Raw genomic sequence first — 19,647 nt, forward strand, 5'->3', positions numbered from 1 at the left:
TTGTGGATAAACTTGTTCACAACCTAAATAATTTCCTTCTTTTAAAACCTTGAAAAATCAATATTCAACACAGTTGACAGACTTATCCACACCTGTGGATAAGTCTGTGGATAACTTGTCGATAAACAAAAAATACCGCCAAATTTAGGCGATATCTTAGCTTTATTTCCATTTTAAATTAACATGGGCATTCATTTCTTTATAGGCAGTATCGATACGTTCTTTGGTCTCTTCATCTAGTTTATTTCTATATTTACCACCTTTAATGAAATCCTCTAAAATAAAAGTTTGGTAAGTATACAAAGGATACCCCTCTGGCGAAGTTGTTCCTTTAGGCGTACGGTTAACCCAAGTCGGATGTGCTTGAGCCGTCTTAATCGTGGTTTGACCATTCTTTTTCTCAAGGGTCACATCCATTAAGACACCTCTCTCTGTCCACTCTGCACTATCCACACCATCCATAGTCTCTATGCGCTGGTTAGAGATAAAATTCCCCATTGAGTAAATAATAAGTTTTTGCTGCCCATCCTTTTTAACCACCTCTGAAGGCTCAACCACATGAGGATGACCTCCAAAGATAATATCGGCACCCCAATCAATCATCTTATGATAGAGTTTAACCTGTTCATCTGTCGGTTCCAAACGATACTCAACACCCATCTGAGGCATGATAACCGTGATATCTGCTTCTTTTTCTGCACGCTGAATCTCAGCTTTCATACGTTTTTCATCCAAATTCGATAAGTGGTCTGCAACCTCTTTATCCGTCAAGTTCGACTCTAGGCCATTGTAACCATAAGCATAGGAAAGTATTGCAACCTTGATACCATTAACATTCTTGATGAGGAGTGGCGCCTTGTCACGAACTGGCTTTTCATAAACACCAACAGGATCAATGCCCACCTCTTTAAAAGCATCAGCCGTTGTAAAAGCCCCCTCTAAACCAGAATCCAAGATATGATTATGAGCCAAATCCATAACATCATAGCCAGCATCCTTAATAGCTGCGGTCACTGATTGAGGAGCATTAAACAGAGGATAACCTGACAAGGGATAGTCAGGATTGATAGTTCCCTCAAAATCACCCAAAACCAAATCAGCCTGCTTTAACCACGGCTTCACATAAGTAAAATTCTCCGTGAAATCATAGCTACCATCTGCCTGCAGGGCACTCATATAGAGACCGTCATGATAGAGCAAGTCCCCATTAGCCATGATACGTGCTGTCTGTATCTGGTTCGAGGCATTCTTTTGCTGTTCGTTCTTACTATGAACAATTAAAATCTCAAGAAAAAGCAAACCTAAGACAAGAGCAATTAACCCCATCAAAATCTTATTAGTCATCGCATTGTCACGCTTTTTAGCCTGGCTCTGTTTCATAATACTCTCCTTTTTCATACTTCTAGTGTACCAAAAAAACTTATCCATTGATGATAAAAAAGATTAATAAACGGTTACATCTCAATTCCACGACGATTGAAAAGATCAGTTTTCTTAGACAAGATAAAAAACTCTACTTCAGTATGAAGTAGAGTTTTGTTAATGATTAGCGTGTTGGTGTGTATTCCAAATCTTTACCGTGTTTAGCTACAAAATCAGACATTTCAGAGTCTGGAATTTGACGTAAGTAGAGATTGGCACGAATTGTTTCATCTTCCTCACGACAAGTCGAAAGAACGAGGTATTTATCTGAAGCACTAACCTTCAAATCCTTGTTTTTAACACTTGCTTGATCATAGATAATATCCAACTGTTGTTTAAAGTCTTTATCGCTTTCAAATGATGTACGATAGAAAGCTGTATCTTCAGGCACAATTACCATAGCAAGTGCTTCGTAATAGTACTTACGTTGAGGTGTCTCAATAACAACATATTTGTGTTTGTCAAAGAATGACTGATCACTATAGTAGTTAACGTCGTTGAACATACGACTATCAGCAACCTTACTTCCTCGAGCATGACCGAAGAGCCAAGTCAAACGATCGCTGAAATCTTTCTTATTGTCTGTATCCATGAAGACAGTTCCCAAATATGGAACGTTTCCTCCATCGAATGTTTTATCTAAATAGGTTGAATTGTCCGTTGTTTGAACAACCGGCTCATCCAATTTAGTCCCTGGTGCATAGACATAAGCGATAGTATCAGGGTTTGTTGCCTCAAGACCATCAAATTTATTTTTGAGGTAAGCTTTCTCCTCATCTGAAACTTTATAAGTGTTTGCTTTTTTAGTCGTTAAAACACTCTTAACACCATTAGAGGATGATGCTGTTGGAGACATAAACTGGAAGCCAAGGAAGATAGCCAAAGCAGCAATTACTACGGCAGAAATTCCAGCAATCAGTTTATTGCGAGATCCATTAGATTTACGATTGTGATTACTCATGAAATGTCAAATCCTTTTCTTTATCCATAGAAAAATATCACCGAAGCTTGAGCTCCAGTGATATTCTTTTTTAACAATAACAGTTAATTATTTAACTGCTGCTGTGTTTGGAAGAGCTTTAGCGTCAGCTTTAGCTGCTGCTGGAGCTTTTTGTTCTGCAGCTTTAACAGCTTTAGCTTCTTCTTTAGCGTCTTTGTTAGCGTTAGCTTTATCAGTAACTACAAATTCATCTTTGATGATGTTTCCGTTAGCATCACGTTTTGGTTCGATGTGTTCACCAGCATCTTCAAATTTTTGTTTAGTTGAATCTGCGTCAACGTTGTTAAGACCATCTTTAGCAGCTTGAGTAAGACCACCTTCGTTGTTTGTGAAGAAGTCACCACCAGTTGCTTCAGTTTTGTTATCAAGGTTTCCAGTGTGAACGTTACCGTCGTTAGCGAAAACTGCTGCTGATGAAGCGAATACTGCAAGAACTGCAGCTGATGTAAGCAATACTTTTTTCATAATTGTTTCTCCTCTAATGGATTATTATATATTTAGTATCAGGACCTCCCTGACATTTATAGATTATAACACTATTTAGAGATATGTCAACAATTTTTAAAAACTTTTTTAAATTTTTAATATATCCTACAATTCCTACAAACAAAGGGTTTTTGAAGTCTGTTACCAAATAGTAATAATTAATCATTTTTAATTTTAATGTTATTTTAGGTAATTTATTACGTCCTCTGCTAAGTTTAAATACAAATTTAAATCATATATAAAAGCATAATTTGTAAAATATACATTCATTATTATGTGAAGTTTTTTGGCCAAAAATCAAGAGATATTTAATAGACATATAAAACCCTTTACTGATAATATGTTTGAAGTATATAACAATACCATCTTTCAAATGAATGTACTCATTCACTTTGAGCGCTTTTGTATGATAACTACATAATATGCAAGACCTCAAAATTGAATAGATTAGAGAAACATTAGCATTTTTGAAAGTATTTCGGCCTAAAAAGTTCTATTATTGGGTTAAAATGCTTGAAAAATAAACTATTATCTTATTTTTAAAAGCGTTTCAACTAAGGTGAAGTCAAGAAAATTCCTTTGAAAACACTCCCTCTTACCAAGACCTCTTCTCAGAATAACAAGTCTCCAAAAAACTAATACACAAATCAATTGGATTATTTTACTTCTCTTATTTCAGACGAAATAGTTCTTCCACTTGTTTATTAAAGACTTGTGCTATTTTTAAAGCCATTTCCAACGAAGGGTTGTAGCGGTTATTTTCTAAGTGAACAATCGTTTCTCTCCGTATTCCTACTTGATCTGCTAAATCTTGTTGAGTCATACCATAAGCTTCCCTTACTTCTTTCAAGTTAGTCTTTATTTTACTTTCTTTCGCCATATTTCATCCCCTTTTTTCAATGATAAAGTAAGTAATGGCAAATAATAAGAGTAAAAAAGCCACCAAAATATAAAGAAATCCAGCATTCAAAACGAAAACTTTACAGACGGCTATCAAGGTTGCAATTCCCAATAATATAAAGATTGCTATTGTAAACAAAATGGAAGAGGACTTTGCAATATTTCTATAAAATCGTTCATCAGGTTCTTCATTAATTCTCTTGAATAAGAAGTAAAACATTAATAACAATTGAACACTTAATCCAATTCCTAACATTATATTCTTAATCAAAGAACCAGGAGTTAGAAGCCAAACTCCAATTGTATAGATCGATGACGAGAGAAGTACAAGCACTGTATATAATTTTGCAGTAATCCCAAACATATTTTTCTCTTTCTTTTGATAGGTTGATTTTGAGAGGACCGATTGCATCGTACAAGCCAAATACGTAGGAAGCCAAGACATCGTCATAATAGCACCTTTTGCTAGAATCGGTAGGTGATTCCCCAGCAATAAAACTAAACATACAACAATAAGCACGCTAGCGATATAAAGGATTATCTTTAAGTTCTTCGACATTTTCATTTTCGTCACCTTCTTTCACCATGTTATAAATACATCACACCTTATCTGTTATAAATATATCACATTGTTATAAGAATTTCAAGATGAAGACAAAACTCTAGTAAAATTTTGAACAATTTTTCAGAAATCTATACAAAAAAGCACCCATGAGGTAAACTCTTGATTGCTTTGAAACGTTGATATAATCGTATCGATTAACGTTTTGAGTGCAGTGGTTACCATCCAATCAAATGTCGCTTCGCTTGTTTTCTTGGGGCAACTATGCATAGCATATCTCTATGCGACTAAAGTCGCTAGAGCTATCCTAATTGTGCACCGCTAATTCTCATACAAAAAACACCTTGCAAGTTGCAAAGTATTTTCGTTTGTATTGTGCTTCCCAGCAACGAATTAACGTTTTGAGAATTGTGATGCTTTACGAGCTTTCTTAAGACCTGGTTTCTTACGTTCAACCATACGTGCATCACGAGTAAGAAGTCCAGCGCGTTTCAATGAATCGCGGAAGTCTGGATCTACTTGAAGAAGTGCACGAGCGATACCGTGACGGATCGCACCTGATTGACCAGCGTATCCACCACCTACAACGTTAACGTGTACGTCGTATGAACCTTCAGTTGAAGTAACTGCGAAAGGTTGGTTGATAACGAGACGAAGGTCTGCGTGTGGGATGTATTCTTCTACATCTTTTTTGTTAACTGTGATTTTACCAGTACCTGGAACCAAACGTACGCGTGCAACGGCGTTTTTACGGCGTCCTGTACCTGCATATTGTGCTTGTGCCATTATATTAGTGCTCCTTTCCTCTTAGAATTAGATAAGTCCTGAGATATCAAGTACTTCTGGTTGTTGTGCAGCGTGAGTGTGCTCACCGCCAACGAAGACTTTCAATTTCATACCTTGTGCGCGTCCAAGAGTGTTGTGTGGAAGCATACCTTTAACTGATTTTTCAATCAAACGAACAGCATTTTTAGAACGAAGTTCACCTGCTGAGATTTGTTTCAATCCACCTGGGTACATTGAGTGAGTGTAGTAGATCTTATCAGTTGCTTTTTTACCAGTCAATTTGACTTTTTCAGCATTGATAACAATTACGAAGTCACCTGTATCAGTGTGTGGTGTGAAAGTTGGTTTGTTTTTTCCGCGAAGTACGCTAGCAACTACTGCAGAAAGACGTCCAAGTGGCACATCAGTTGCGTCAACGACATACCATTTACGTTCAACTTGGCCTGGTTTAGCCATAAATGTTGTTTTGTTCATGATTTCTCCTATATATAGTTCGATTTTTGTTTACGAGTGATGGGTGTTCCTTCCCATCGAAAAGTATTTGGAAGGTTCCGGGGCCTTTCAAATGGGGTAAACAATACCGTTTAACATAATATCAAAAAAACACGTCCAAGGCAAGTCATTTGGAGGTGTTTTTCTTTTATTTTTTGTATTTTTTTAGTCTCTAATTTTATAAGGTGTAAGACTAGAAATCATACCTAATTAACCTCTAAGGGGGTACAAATTAATCCTCAGATTCCCAAAAAAGCTGGTCTAAAGTTTTGTCCAGAGTTTTGCAGATAGCAATACACAGATTTATAGTCGGGTTGTAGTCTCCCTTTTCAATAGCTGAGATAGTCTGACGAGAGACTCCTATAGCATCTGCCAACCCCTGTTGAGTGAGATCCTTTGCTACACGCGCTGACTTCATTTTTAAATTTTTCATTTAAAAAACCTACTCTTCGTCTTCTAGCTCTTCCAAACGGTTTTTCTTAATTCTTTTAATAATAACCCAGCAGTCACAAATAAGGGTCAAACCCAATGTCAAAAATGCTACACTACTCATAAGATTCTTCCCTATCTTAAACGACTGAAATAGACTTAAGAGGCCCATTAGCAATATAAAAATTCCCAAAAAACACATTACCCAGGAAATTATAAGCATCTTCTTCTCAAGTTTTTTGTCTAGCAACCATGGATGCCCATTACGTGATACGCTGTGAACTAATACTAGGCACATAGAACCAAAGAAAGTGATGATTAATAGTGACTGCACTAATTCGACGGAGTGTGTCTTACTAGCAACCATAATCGTTACAAACATACCAAGCATGGCTATCCAATAACCTCTAGCAGAAGATTCTCCGCTGATCAACTGAGCACGTTCATCCATCTTGCTAGCTACTTTTTTCTTTGACTTCTTCATTTTGTTTCCTCCATTTTCTAGATTCATTATAGCATTATTTTACGTTATGTCAAATATATCATTCATTTTGTATATATTATCTTTTTATATTCTATTAATCTATCATTTCAGAAAACAAAAATCAGATAGGAAATCCTATCTGACACTTTTTCTATCTAACTTCTTTACCAATCGTAAAGACGGCCAAGGTATCTGGTCCAACGTGGGTAGAGATGACTGGCCCAAGTGGCATAATGAGAACTTGCTCAATGTCGTCAACTGCTAACAATTGTTCTTTTAGATTCTCCGCCGCTTCAATATCATTGGCATAAGCGAGAATTGCTGTGCTATGTCCAATATCCTGAGTAGCTTGCAGCACCATTTCTTTAATGGCTTTTTTACGTCCACGGATTTTAGCCAGAGGAACCAACTTGCCTGAAGCATCTAACCAAAGGAGAGGTTTAATATTAATCAAACTACCAATAATAGCTGAGCTCTTTGAGAGACGTCCCCCACGCATCAAATGGTAAAGATCGTCAACCAAGAAGTAAGTGCGTAATCTTGGCAAAATAGCCTCAATCATGGCTTTCGTTTCAGATAAGCTCTTACCTTGGTCACGAGCTTCTGCCGCCAAGATAGAGAGATGACCTTCCCCACCTGCTGCCGCTAGAGTATCTACAATCTCAATGACAGCTTCTGGGTATTCATCCAAAATCATGTCACGCGCCATAACAGCACTTTGATAAGTACCTGAAAGCACTGATGAAAAGGCAATATAAAGAAGGGCATCACCATTTTTGGCGTGACGACGAAAAACCTCTTCAAATTGACCAACATTCACTTGACTAGTAGTCGGCTGACTGCCTTCCTGCATACGTTCCAAGAGACGGTCACTCGTTAAACGGTTAGGACCAACGGTTTCATAGGCAATATCATCAAGCGTAATGGTCAAACCAACGAGCTCTACCTTATTCTCCTGAGCCCATTTTTCATCTAGATCTGCTGTAGAATCTGTCAAAATGTTAAATGTCATATGTCCCTCTATTCTATTTCATTTAAAAGGTCCTGTAATTTCCCTAATTGTGCATCGTCCCATGGACGTAGTTTTGGTGTCTTTAAGTCAATATGTGCCGACATCTTGTCTAAGTCAGACTTAACAGTATTGACACGCTCTTCCAACTCACGCGCCGAAACACGCAAAGCTCCTTGTGAAAAGATAGCCCACTGTTCATTTAAGTCACTAGTTGCTACTTCAACTAAATTTTGAACAGTATTCATCTCAGCCGCTGCGCGCTCAATATAGCTATCTGCTGTCTCATCTTCCTCAGTAAAAATAACACTGATACGATACTGATCATAACGCTGACGGCTCCCTGGAACAAACTGGGCATCAAACACACAGATAATATCAATATGTTCAAAGTTAGCATAATGATTGAGCTTACGAAGCAATGTTTCACGAGCTTCATCAAGCTGATTGGTCTTAAAGAGTTGACGGGTTTCTTGCCAAAAGGCAATCATATTATAACCATCAACTAGAAGTATTCTTTTTTTCATAGTTACAATCGGTTTCGATAAACTTCATACATGAGAACTGCTGCTGCCACACTGGCATTAAGGCTCTGCACATGACCACTCATGGGTATAGTAATCATCTCATCCACTTGTTTCTTGATGTTAGCAGAGATTCCCTTACCTTCATTACCAATGATAAGGGCAACCTTTCCAGCTGTATTCCATTTATGAGATGGGGTCCCATCCATATCCGTTCCAAACACCCAGAAGCCTGCTTCTTTAAGCTTATCAAGAGTTTGGCTAAGATTAGTCACTCGGGCAATGGGAATATGCTCCACGGCCCCTGTTGATGTCTTGGCAACGACAGGTGTTACCCCCACAGCACGATGCTTAGGAATAATAACTCCTGTCACCTGAGTAGCATCAGCTGTACGTAGGATAGAACCAAAGTTATGAGGGTCGTTAAGTCCATCTAAAATGAGGACTAGAGGATTCTCCTCTTGTTCAGCCTTATCCATAATAACTGAGAGCTCAGAATAAGCGAACTCTGACACACGAAGAACAAAACCTTGATGCACAGCCCCACCTGTCATATCAGACAAGGTTTTCTTAGGTGTCCAAGAGATGGAAACCTTCTTTTCAGCTGCCAAGGCCTTAATGGCATCAACATTTTTCCCTCGAAGATCATCTTGAATATAGAGTTTATTACCAGTATTTGCTTCTAGACTCTCTGTTACGGCGTGCACACCATAAACAATGTCTAGACTTGATTCTTTAGTTGTTTTCATAAGCTAATTCTATCATAAAAAAAGCCCTCTTACGAGGGCAAAGCATGTTAAATAAATGTAATTGCTGCTAGATAAAGCACTAGGAGAACTAGAACAACAGTTGCAGCAGCCAAAGCTTGCTTACCAATTGTATCTGGATCTGAGATTGATTCTGCAATCTTTCTCGCAGCTTGAGTAATGGTTTTACCTGCTGCTTGGAAGATATCAATTGAACCTGTGCTTGTTGAACTATTTCCAGAAATCGCTGAAGACCAACCACTCAAAACCACAGCAATTTGTTCTGCTAATTGCTGTGTTAACGCTCTAGTTGTCTCAGCCAACTCATTAACAGCCGTAGCTTGTATATGATTGGCGGTCTCAGTATAGTTATTTGCACTGGTATTATAAGTAACCGGTACAGTCGTTGTTGTCGTTGATGAATACTGATTCCTACGGTAACTATCAGGTGTCACTGGACGCTCGCCTTCATTGAAGACGCTAAAAGTCTGTGTCAGGTAATGAATATTGTTATTCGTATCAATCAACTCAAAGGTCATTTTATGAATACCAGTCGTTTGTTCTGCCAAATGGTAGGCACTCAAACCAGCATTGACCTCATCCAGAGTTCCTTCAACAAAGTAACTATGATGAATTTGTTTACCATCAAGGACTAGATTAAGCCCCTTAATCTTCTTACCTTCCATCTTGTTAACATCAAAATTGACGTTAAAGATTTCACCACGTGCTAAATAAAGAATGTCTGTATTCCCTGTAACAGCAGGTTGATCTTCAAGAAGCGCTCCAGTACTGTCTCGTTTTGGAACAACGGTGTAAACTTCAGAAGTGATTGGAGTCGCTAAGATTTCTGAGATGAGTCCATCCGTAAAGGTTACCTCTGACGAATAGGTCAAACTCTCACTTTGCAACATAGAAACCACTTCAGAAGTTTCAAAGACCTCAGAAGTTGATGATGAATCTTTCCAACCAATCGTGAGGACAGTTAAGCTATCTTCTGAATTATTATTTAACTGACTCGTTTCTGGAGCCGTAGATGCAAGCGAACTTGCAGTACTTGCAGACTCAGAAGCGACTTCAGAAGTTGCAATAGCTTGGCTAGTAGGAGTCGCACTTACAGATGTCGTATGAGAATCCAGTGAAGAATACTCTGATTTTTCAATAACTGCATGTGTATTTCCAGCAAGTTCGGATGTATATAGTGTGCTTTCACTCTTGTACATTGAAGTCACAGCTTGTGACTCTGCAGTCGCTGTAGCCTCACGAGACTTATCATAAGTAAGCACAATATTTGGTTTAGCTTGTTCAGAATCAGATGTTGGGTTTGCATCTCCTCGTTCAGACGCCGCTACTGATCGATCCTCACCAAAAGCTTGGGCACGAGCCTCTTCTGAATGAGGTGTCGTCGTAGAAACGCTAGTCTCCACGATATCAACTTGAGAATGTACCTCAAGAAGCCCCTCATCTGTCTCACTTGAAGAGACAACCATCAGTGACGTTGAGGTCACTACTGAACTTACTTGACTCGCTGGCTCTGCCTTAGCTCCTACCGATGAAAGATCAGCTTGAGGAGCAACTGGAGTCGGTGCCTCACTATTAACATAATCTATTTTAGCTTCATCAGATTTTACCTGAACTTCATCTGCTTTACCTGTTTGAAGCGTAAAGCTAGATAAAATCAAAGCAGCAAAAGTTGTATAGAAAACTTTTTTCTTAGCTATTTCCATTCACCTCCTCATTTTTAGATGGCCTCATTTATTAATATTATAGACTTTTTTTTTACTTTCTGTCAAATTAGTTTTATTAAAAAAGCTATAATATCGGGGTTTTACACGTGTTAGACATCCCTTAACTTTCTCATTTTCAAGGTGCTAAATATTAGTTTCATCTTATTTTTTATTGTCAAGACGCTGAATTACTTTGATTCTCAAATAATCTAAATTTTGAAGCTTCAACTAATTGTCACAATTTTTATAGCCTTTAAATAACAAAAAATCCTGCTCTCGGCAGAATTTTTAGATTTCTTTTTCAACTTCGTCAATACACCAATCAATAAGTTCCTCTAAGCGAGCAATATCCTCGGTCATATGAAGATAGCCCATGACTGCTTCGAAGCCTGTTGACATTTTGTAGGTAATGACATCTGTATTTTTAGCCTTGGTGTGACTATTCGCATTACGACCTCGTTTATAGATATCTAGCTCTTTTTCAGTCAAAAGCTCTTGCTCTAGCATTTTTTCAATGAGACTAGCTTGCGCCTTTGCCGACACATAGCGTGTAGCTAGACGGTGCAATTGATTTGGCTTGGTCTGACCTTGAAAAATCAGGTGACGGCGAATGTACAAGGAATAAACAGCATCTCCCTCAAAAGCGAGAGCAATACCATTAATAAGGTTGACATCAAGGTGTTTAGTCACGTGTCCACCTCACACCATCCTTGGTATCAAGAAGTTTGATACCTTGAGCAGCCAACTCATCGCGAATGCGGTCTGCTGTCGCAAAGTCCTTGTTGGCACGCGCCGCTTGACGCTCTTCAATGAGTTTTTCGATATCTGCATCAAGGACTTCTTCTTCGAAAACAATACCGAAGACTTGGAGCATTTTTTCAAAAGCATCCTTAACGGTTTGGTCATAATTGCCTGAATTAATCCATTTGGCCATGTCAAACAGAACAGTCACACCATTCGCTGTATTAAAGTCATCATCCATAGCTTCTTGGAAGGCTTCAAGATAAGTTTGCAACTCATCTTGATTCACCTGATCTGTCAAGGGAAGACTGTGGGTGTTTTTCAAATACTTAAGATTGACTTCAGCATCATGAATAGCTTTTTCAGTAAAGTTAATTGGCTTACGGTACTGTTGTGTTGCTAGGAAGAAGCGAAGCACTTGACCATCGACTGTCTTAAGCATATCATGAACCGTTACAAAGTTACCTAAGGATTTTGACATTTTCTCATTGTCCACATTGACAAAACCGTTGTGCATCCAGTAGTTGGCGAAGGTCTTGCCAGTTTTGGCTTCTGATTGAGCAATTTCATTGGTATGGTGTGGAAACTCAAGGTCTGCCCCTCCACCATGGATGTCGATGGTATCTCCAAGGATTTCAGTCGCCATAACTGAACATTCGATGTGCCAACCAGGACGACCAGGTCCCCACGGGCTGTCCCAAGAAACTTCTCCCTCTTTGGCAGCTTTCCAAAGGGCAAAATCCAGAGGATTCTCCTTACGTTCTGTTTCAGCATCCGTACGTCCGCTTGCACCAATTTCAAGATCTTCCAAAGTCTTGTTAGCTAATTTAGCATAGTTGTTTGACTTAGCTACTCGGAAGTAAACATCACCTTCAGAGACATAGGCAAAACCTTTGTCAACCAAGGTTGACACAAATGCAATGATTTCATCCATGTAGTTAATAACACGAGGATTTTGTGTCGCTGGTTTAATGCCAAGCTGTGCAGTATCTTCCATAAAAGCCGCGATAAACTTGTCCGACAATTCTTTAGTTGAAATGCCAGCTTCATTGGCTGCCTTGATAATCTTATCATCTACATCCGTAAAGTTAGAAATATAGTTGACTGTGTAGCCACAATACTCAAAATAACGACGAATAGTATCAAAAGCTACTGCTGAACGGGCATTTCCGATATGAATATAATTGTAAACTGTTGGTCCGCAGACATACATATTGACAACATTTTCTGTCAAAGGTACAAAATCATGGAGCGAACGCGTCATCGTATCATAAATTTTAATCACTAGAGATTCCTTTCAATTAACTGGAAACTATTTTTTATCCTTGATATGGTTTAGGTATAAACACAAGAGTATCACAAGAATGATAATCCATATAGCCGCAACCAGCTGACCCTGAGCCAAGAGAGACATAGCTGAAAGGAAACTCCCAACTATATAGAAGACCAAAAAAGGATTGTTTTTGAATAAATTTTTCATAACTCAAGTATTACTTGTGACGTTGCTTAAAAACAAGACCAGCCCATAAAAGAGCAATGCAAAACCACAAGGCTGCCATGCTATAGTCTGCTCTATGTAAAGCAATGTAAACAAGGGCAAGAGGGCCCACGACCGTCAATCGAGTCACCTTTGAACTAAATAGTTTCATCGTTTCCTTTCCTTATAGCCGTGATGAGTGGAAGCTAGCTGCTTTTAGAAGGTCTTCTAGTTTTTCGCTATAGTATTCACGTCCTTCTTCAATATCGTGAATAACTTCTTCATCCTTTTGACCATGAACACGCACAACCTTAGCAGGAACACCAACGACTGTAACATCTTCTGGGACATCCGCAACAACCACAGCTGCCGCACCGACCTTAGAATTCTTTCCAATCTCAATAGGGCCTATGACCTGAGCATGGGCTGAAACCAAGGCACCCTCACGAACGGTTGGGTGACGTTTTCCGACATCTTTACCAGTACCACCTAAAGTGACACCGTGGTAAAGCATAGCACCCTTCTCCACAACAGCTGTCTCACCAATGACAAGGCCTGAGCCATGGTCGATGAAAACACCTTCAGCAATCTGAGCCCCTGGGTGAATCTCGATTTGAGTCCAGAAGCGCCAAAACTGACTATGCATACGTGCTAAGAGTCGACAATGGTGGCGCCAGAGAAAATGTGAGATACGATGAGCAGCCAAGGCTTTTAATCCAGGGTAGGTTAAAAGAACCTCCAGACTCGTCCGAGCTGCTGGGTCATTTTTCTTTACTATATCAATACTTTCTTTCCACCAACCCATTTAGGTCACTCCTTACATCATTATTACTATTATTGTTTGTTGTAGCCCTACTATTCTTTAAAGTGGAAAGCTGTGAACACTAGGTCTACTCGCTATCCCCTTCAAAATAAGACCAGTCGACTAACTCAGGCTGCTCATCAAACGGATTGATGACAATACCTTGAACCTTATCCAACTCATTTTCACCTGTTGAAGGCTGGTAAATTTCTGACAGTGGCCATTGTAAAATCGTCCCTTTAGCCTTACGGAAAGGTAGGCCAAAAGTTTCGTTACCGTACCATTTTGCAAAGCTCGTTAAGTTCGTAAACACAGGCACATAACTCTGTCCCTCTGCATTCGACATGGTCGCAAAGAGACGGTCATCCTGACCATCTTCCTCGCGTTTGTGAATGAAGGCTGGGACAAGATAAATCTTATCTTCAGGATCCGCCTTTTGATTTTCCTCACCCAAAAGGTTATTGAGCGTCTGAGTGAAATAGTTGATAAACTGGATAAGTTCACTGCTTGCAAACAGAGTGGTATTTGAGAAATCACCATCCTCTTTTAAATTGAAAGCAATACCAAAAAGCTCTGCCTGAACCAGTTGTGTTAGGATATCTAAGCTTGAACGTTCTATCCAAGTCTGTTCTCGAGCACTCTCTTGAGTAGCTTTGAAAGATTGTAAGTCCTGTTCACTAGTGAAGACAGGAACAACCTTCTTGCCTTCCACTTCAACTGCGTAGAGGTCTTGGGCAGCCAAGACGGGAGTACGTTGTAGGTGATTAACCAAAGCCAGACTGGTCAAAAAGTGGTCTGGTTCCTTTAAAAATTCTTTTAGAGTTTCATCAAAAGCTTGCAATTCTTGATTTTCTGTCATTCTTCTATCTGTTCTTTCGTTTCTGATTTATCAGGATTTTTCGGTGCTTCACCATTTTCATTATGGTGGCGTGGTTTGTGATGAGAACGACGGCGGTGACGATGCTCTCCTTTATTTTCCCCGTCCTCAATCTTTTCAGGCTTAGGGAGCAAGGTCTTGATTGAGGCATCGATACGTCCTTTTTCATCGATTTTGATAATTTTAACAGTTACCATGTCCCCAACCTTAACCACATCTTCGACACGCTCAGTGCGTTCCCAAGCTAGTTCTGAGATGTGGACAAGAGCATCTGTCTTATTAAAGAGGTGAACAAAGGCACCGAACTTTTCAATACGCACAACTGGTACAGTGTAAACCTCTCCAACCTTAGCTTCACGTACAAGATCAAAGATGATAGCTTTAGCACGGTTAATGGCATCCTGATCACTAGAGAAAATCTGAACAAGACCTTCTTCATCGATATCGATAGTGACACCAGTCTCAGCGATAATCTTGTCAATCGTTTCGCCACCTTTACCGATGACAACCTTAATCTTGTCAACAGGAATCTGAATACTGTCAATCTTAGGCGCTGTTGGTGCCAATTCTGGACGTGGCTCAGCGATTGCTGACTCAATAACGTCAAGAATCTCAAAACGAGCTACCTTGGCTTGAGCCAAAGCCTCTTCGAGAATGGCAGGTGTAATACCTGAAATCTTAATATCCATCTGAAGAGCTGTAATTCCTTGACGTGTACCAGCTACTTTAAAGTCCATATCTCCAAAATGGTCTTCTAAACCTTGAATATCAGTCAGGACAGTGTAGTTAGTACCATCTGAGATAAGCCCCATGGCTATCCCTGCAACAGGCGCCTTAATCGGTACACCACCAGCCATAAGAGCCAAGGTTCCTGCACAAATAGAGGCTTGTGAGGAAGAACCATTTGACTCCAAGACTTCTGCTACCAAACGGATAGCATAAGGGAACTCTTCAACACTTGGAAGAACCTGAGCAAGGGCACGTTCACCTAGGGCTCCGTGACCTATTTCACGTCGACCTGGTGCACCGTAACGCCCTGTTTCACCCACTGAATACTGAGGGAAATTATAGTGGTGAAGGAAGCGTTTCTTATACTCTGGATCCAAACCATCAACAAGTTGTGTATCACTCATAGGTGCTAAAGTCAAAACTGACAAGGCTTGAGTTTGTCCACGTGTAAAGAGACCTGAACCATGAACCTTAGGAAGAAAGTCAATCTCTGCGTCCAAAGGACGGATTTCATCCACACGACGACCATCTGGACGAACCTTATCCTCGGTAATGAGACGGCGTACTTCAGCATGTTCCATCTGCTCAAGGATTTCTGCTACATCACGCAGAATGGTTTCCTTATCTTCATCTTCTGCAAAGCGTTCTTGATAAGAGGCGAGGACTTCTTCTTTTACAGCCTGAGTTGCTGCTTCACGCGCCAGTTTTTCTTCCACCTGAACAGCCTTAGCTAACTGATCACAATAAGCCGTTTCGATTTCGACTTTCAAATCAGCATCAACTTGTAGAAGTTCAACCTCAGCCTTTTCCTTACCAACAGCTGCAACGATATAATTTTGGAAATCAACCAACTCTTGAATAGCCTCATGTCCCTTCAAGAGTGCTTGCAACATAATATCCTCAGACAATTCCTGAGCACCCGACTCTACCATATTGATAGCTTCCTTGGTACCTGCCACTGTCAAGTCTAAAAGTGAAATTTCCTTATCCGCTGCACTTGGGTTGATGATGAAATCTTCTGCGGCATAGGCCACTTGAACCCCAGCAATCGGACCATTGAAAGGAATGTCAGAAATAGAAAGAGCTAAAGAGCTGCCAAACATAGCTGCCATCGGAGCACTAGCATTCTCATCATAAGAGAGGACGGTGTTAATGACTTGAACTTCATTTCGGAAGCCTTCCGCAAACATAGGACGAATAGGACGGTCAATGAGGCGAGCAGTCAACGTGGCATCTGTTGAAGGACGACCCTCACGCTTGTTAAAGCCCCCCGGGAACTTACCAGCTGCATACATTTTTTCCTCATAATTAACCTGTAAAGGAAAGAAATCTGCAGTTGCCATCTTTTTAGACATAACAGCTGTTGATAATACCGTTGTATCTCCATAACGCACGACGACAGCACCATTAGCCTGCTTGGCTACCTGCCCAACTTCAACGACAAGCGGGCGTCCTGCAAAGGTCATCTCAAAAGTTTGTTTAGCCATGTTTGATCCCTCTTTTTATCCATGACCAGCCCTTATAAAAATGAACCGGTCAACTTTATGTCATTCATTTGATATAACTTTCATTTTACCATAATATAGTCAAAAATGGCAGAGCTCCAGCATAAGTTAGCAGCTAAGATTCCCTTTCTCTCAGATATTTAAGTCGTTTTGTGATATAATAAACACCTATGAGAGACAAAGGAATGACTATGAAAAAATTACAACACATCATCATGATTGCCTTAATCTTACTAGGCCTAGTAACACCTGCTCTAGCACAAGAACAGACAGATGACTTCAATGTTTCCGCTAAACATGCGATTGCTATCGAAGCAACTACAGGAAAAGTCCTCTATGAAAAGGACGCCACTACCCCTGATGGTGTGGCTTCAATGACTAAAATCCTAACAGCCTACATGGTCTATAAAGCAGTTGATCAAGGAAAAATTACCTGGGACACTGAAGTAGATATTTCAGACTATCCTTTCAACTTAACCGTTGATTCAGAAGTTTCAAATGTCCCACTGGATTCCCGAAAATACACTGTTAAACAACTCCTAGATGCCACCCTCATTTCCAGCGCTAACAGTGCTGCTATTGCTCTGGCTGAAAAAATCTCAGGATCAGAGAGTGCCTTCGTTGACACTATGACAGCCCAACTAAAAGAATGGGGCATTACAGATGCTAAATTATTTAACGCTTCTGGTCTAAATAATAAATATCTTGGGGATAACCGCTATCCTGGCTCAAAACCAGATGACGAGAATACGATGAGCGCCCTAGATGTTGCAATTATTGCGGACCACCTCATCAAAGACTATCCTCAGGTACTTGAAATCACCAAGCAAACCGAAACTGACTTCGAAGGTGACAACAAATTAACGACCCACAACTACATGTTGGAGGGGCAAGACAACTACCGTGAAGGCGTTGATGGACTCAAGACTGGAACAACCGAACTTGCAGGGGCATCCTTTGTAGCCCACTCCAATGAAAATGGCATGAGTTTGATTACAGTTGTTATGAATGCGGACAATGGCGGAGAGGATGAAGCTGCTCGATTCACAGCCACAAATGAGTTGCTAGATTATGTGACTCAAAACTGGGAAATCAAAACCCTCAACACCAAAGGACAAATCGTCAAGAAAAATGATATTAAGGTAGCCGATGGAGACCGTCAAACCATCTCTGCTAAGCTCGAGTCAGACCTTACAGTCATTCAAAAAATAAACAGCAAAAATGATGCTGTTAAAATCAAAGCAAAAACCATAACAGCACCTATCAAAAAAGGTGACACTATTGGAACAGCAACCTTTGATGATAAGAATCTCGTAGGAACAGGTTACATCTCTGATCCGCCTCAAATTTCGGTAACAGCCAACCAATCTATCAAGAAAAGTTTCTTCTTAAAAGTTTGGTGGAACCATATCGTTAATTTCTTTACAGGAAATAAGTAAACACAAAACTACCTTTTAGATATCAAAAGGTAGTTTTATCTTGCCTTCAAAATTAGTCCTGTTAGTAAATGCCCCTTCTCTACACCTTATGTTCCTCTCAAAATGTGGTATAATAAATATCCAAAATACATGAAGGAACAAACCATGAAAAAACTGATTACGCTTATGATGACCTTCTTACTCTGTCTGGGAAGCGTAGCCCCTGCTTTTGCAGCAGATAAGAAAAAAGGATATGATGCCGCAGCCAAACATGCCATCGCTGTCGAAGCTACTACTGGCAAAATTTTATACGAAAAAGATGCAACCACTTCTACAGGGATTGGCTCTATTACCAAGCTCCTAACAGCCTACATGGTTTATAAAGCGGTAGATCAAGGAGACCTCAAATGGAACAGCAAAGTTGATATTTCTGACTACCCCTTTGAACTAACTGTCAGTGCCGGAGTATCCAATATCCCACTAGATGCCCGCAAATACACTGTCAAACAACTTCTTGACGCAACTCTTATTTCCAGTGCCAATAGTGCATCGATTGCTCTAGCCGAGGAAATCGGAGGAACCGAAAGTAAGTTTGTCGACATGATGAAAGCCCAACTTAAAGATTGGGGTATCACTGATGCCAAGATTGTCAATGCCTCTGGTCTCAATAATTCTTACTTAGGTGACAATATCTATCCAGGCTCTAAATCAGACGAAGAAAATACCATGAGTGCTAAAGATGTTGCTATCATTGCACAACACGTGGTAAAAGAATATCCTGAAATTCTCGACATCACTAAAAAAACTGAAGCTGATTTTGATGGTGTCAACAAACTCAAAACCTTCAACTATATGCTCAAGGGACAACCTAGTTACCGTAAAGGTGTAGATGGCCTAAAAACAGGGACCACTGATTTAGCCGGTGCTTCCTTCGTGGCCCACTCAAATGAAAGCGGCATGAGCATTATCACAGTCATTTTGAATGCTGATAATACCGATACTGATGATTACGCCCGTTTCACTGCAACCAATGACCTACTTAACTACGTAGTCTATCATTGGGAAAGCAAGACCATTGCCAAAAAAGGACAAGCTATTGGTAAAAGCCAAGCCAATGTCCTTGATGGTAAATCTAAGCAAGTCACTGCTGTTGCTAAGTCTGACTTTAATATCATCCAAAAAATAGATACTAACAATAGTAAACATATTAAAGTTACTACAAATCAAGTCCAAGCCCCTGTCAACTCAAGTGACAAGGTTGGAACTGCTACCTTTGAAGATAAATCACTTGTAGGAGAAGGTTACTTGCCTAACCAGGGTATGCCTAGCATGGAACTGGTTGCTGGTAAAGAAGTTAAGAAAAGCTTCTTCCTCAAGGTCTGGTGGAATCACTTTGTCAACTTTGTCAACGAAAAACTCTAATTATTACAGTCGAGCTTTGCTCGGCTTTTTCTTTTACCCCATCTTTACAGAAAGATTGACTCTATCTTGACTCCTATTGACACAAAAAAAGACAGACTACACCTGTAATCTG

The 19,647-nt window shown here is 39.8% G+C and carries 20 protein-coding genes; 2 read left to right on the forward strand and 18 right to left on the reverse strand.

Annotation, left to right across the window (positions count from 1 at the left end; translation table 11 throughout):
• Window positions 1–162: 162 nt before the first annotated feature.
• The 18 genes from H7U01_RS08685 to pnp form a co-directional block, all read right to left on the reverse strand.
• The gene (locus tag H7U01_RS08685; RefSeq protein WP_073950726.1) at window positions 163–1,380 is read right to left on the reverse strand and encodes a CapA family protein; all 1,218 of its coding nucleotides are present in this window, start codon (window positions 1,378–1,380) and stop codon (window positions 163–165) included.
• 166 nt (window positions 1,381–1,546) lie between these two features.
• Window positions 1,547–2,383: a class B sortase, LPKTxAVK-specific gene (gene srtB, locus H7U01_RS08690; RefSeq protein ID WP_002889691.1), complete on the reverse strand. Its 837-nt coding sequence runs from the start codon at window positions 2,381–2,383 to the stop codon at window positions 1,547–1,549.
• Window positions 2,384–2,470: 87 nt separating this feature from the next.
• Window positions 2,471–2,887, reverse strand: a complete 417-nt coding sequence (locus H7U01_RS08695) for an LPKTxAVK-anchored surface protein (protein ID WP_021143454.1) — start codon at window positions 2,885–2,887, stop codon at window positions 2,471–2,473.
• Between the two features lie 691 nt (window positions 2,888–3,578).
• The gene (locus H7U01_RS08700; RefSeq protein WP_002886384.1) at window positions 3,579–3,788 is read right to left on the reverse strand and encodes a helix-turn-helix transcriptional regulator; all 210 of its coding nucleotides are present in this window, start codon (window positions 3,786–3,788) and stop codon (window positions 3,579–3,581) included.
• Window positions 3,789–3,791: 3 nt separating this feature from the next.
• Window positions 3,792–4,373 (reverse strand): hypothetical protein, encoded by a 582-nt coding sequence (locus tag H7U01_RS08705; protein WP_021143452.1) that lies wholly within the window; start codon window positions 4,371–4,373, stop codon window positions 3,792–3,794.
• A gap of 390 nt (window positions 4,374–4,763) precedes the next feature.
• Window positions 4,764–5,156, reverse strand: a complete 393-nt coding sequence (rpsI, locus tag H7U01_RS08710) for a 30S ribosomal protein S9 (protein ID WP_002888293.1) — start codon at window positions 5,154–5,156, stop codon at window positions 4,764–4,766.
• 27 nt (window positions 5,157–5,183) lie between these two features.
• A complete protein-coding gene (rplM, locus tag H7U01_RS08715) occupies window positions 5,184–5,630 on the reverse strand; it encodes a 50S ribosomal protein L13 (RefSeq protein WP_002886374.1) in 447 nt (148 codons plus the stop codon).
• A 250-nt stretch (window positions 5,631–5,880) separates the two neighbouring features.
• Window positions 5,881–6,081, reverse strand: a complete 201-nt coding sequence (locus H7U01_RS08720) for a helix-turn-helix transcriptional regulator (RefSeq protein WP_002886373.1) — start codon at window positions 6,079–6,081, stop codon at window positions 5,881–5,883.
• Window positions 6,082–6,090: 9 nt separating this feature from the next.
• Complete coding sequence (locus H7U01_RS08725; protein WP_073689847.1) at window positions 6,091–6,561, reverse strand: hypothetical protein; 471 nt, start codon at window positions 6,559–6,561, stop codon at window positions 6,091–6,093.
• Window positions 6,562–6,712: 151 nt separating this feature from the next.
• Window positions 6,713–7,573, reverse strand: a complete 861-nt coding sequence (locus H7U01_RS08730; RefSeq protein WP_073689846.1) for a DegV family protein — start codon at window positions 7,571–7,573, stop codon at window positions 6,713–6,715.
• Window positions 7,574–7,581: 8 nt separating this feature from the next.
• A complete protein-coding gene (locus tag H7U01_RS08735; protein WP_002889631.1) occupies window positions 7,582–8,097 on the reverse strand; it encodes an NYN domain-containing protein in 516 nt (171 codons plus the stop codon).
• A 2-nt stretch (window positions 8,098–8,099) separates the two neighbouring features.
• Window positions 8,100–8,843, reverse strand: coding sequence for a 23S rRNA (guanosine(2251)-2'-O)-methyltransferase RlmB (rlmB, locus tag H7U01_RS08740; protein ID WP_002886369.1), 744 nt, complete (start codon window positions 8,841–8,843; stop codon window positions 8,100–8,102).
• Window positions 8,844–8,890: 47 nt separating this feature from the next.
• Window positions 8,891–10,564 carry a hypothetical protein gene (locus H7U01_RS08745; RefSeq protein WP_037603293.1) on the reverse strand — a complete coding sequence of 558 codons (1,674 nt, stop codon included), beginning with the start codon at window positions 10,562–10,564 and terminating at the stop codon, window positions 8,891–8,893.
• 288 nt (window positions 10,565–10,852) lie between these two features.
• Window positions 10,853–11,254 carry a Mini-ribonuclease 3 gene (locus H7U01_RS08750; RefSeq protein WP_037599742.1) on the reverse strand — a complete coding sequence of 134 codons (402 nt, stop codon included), beginning with the start codon at window positions 11,252–11,254 and terminating at the stop codon, window positions 10,853–10,855.
• Window positions 11,247–12,590 (reverse strand): cysteine--tRNA ligase, encoded by a 1,344-nt coding sequence (gene cysS, locus H7U01_RS08755; protein WP_201041456.1) that lies wholly within the window; start codon window positions 12,588–12,590, stop codon window positions 11,247–11,249. The genes H7U01_RS08750 and cysS overlap by 8 nt, the downstream gene beginning before the upstream one ends.
• A 376-nt stretch (window positions 12,591–12,966) precedes the next feature.
• Window positions 12,967–13,587, reverse strand: a complete 621-nt coding sequence (cysE, locus tag H7U01_RS08760) for a serine O-acetyltransferase (RefSeq protein ID WP_014633706.1) — start codon at window positions 13,585–13,587, stop codon at window positions 12,967–12,969.
• Window positions 13,588–13,672: 85 nt separating this feature from the next.
• Window positions 13,673–14,443: an SseB family protein gene (locus tag H7U01_RS08765; RefSeq protein ID WP_060971525.1), complete on the reverse strand. Its 771-nt coding sequence runs from the start codon at window positions 14,441–14,443 to the stop codon at window positions 13,673–13,675.
• Window positions 14,440–16,677 carry a polyribonucleotide nucleotidyltransferase gene (gene pnp / locus H7U01_RS08770; protein WP_201041457.1) on the reverse strand — a complete coding sequence of 746 codons (2,238 nt, stop codon included), beginning with the start codon at window positions 16,675–16,677 and terminating at the stop codon, window positions 14,440–14,442. The genes H7U01_RS08765 and pnp overlap by 4 nt, the downstream gene beginning before the upstream one ends.
• A gap of 209 nt (window positions 16,678–16,886) precedes the next feature.
• Here pnp and pbp3 (H7U01_RS08775) point away from each other — a divergent pair, with 209 nt between their 5' ends.
• Window positions 16,887–18,134: a D-alanyl-D-alanine carboxypeptidase PBP3 gene (pbp3, locus tag H7U01_RS08775; protein WP_173017859.1), complete on the forward strand. Its 1,248-nt coding sequence runs from the start codon at window positions 16,887–16,889 to the stop codon at window positions 18,132–18,134.
• A 144-nt stretch (window positions 18,135–18,278) separates the two neighbouring features.
• Window positions 18,279–19,535, forward strand: a complete 1,257-nt coding sequence (gene pbp3 / locus H7U01_RS08780; RefSeq protein ID WP_175063877.1) for a D-alanyl-D-alanine carboxypeptidase PBP3 — start codon at window positions 18,279–18,281, stop codon at window positions 19,533–19,535.
• Window positions 19,536–19,647: the final 112 nt, after the last annotated feature.

The organism is Streptococcus sp. 21.1, from assembly GCF_016648635.1.
Lineage (GTDB): Bacteria > Bacillota > Bacilli > Lactobacillales > Streptococcaceae > Streptococcus.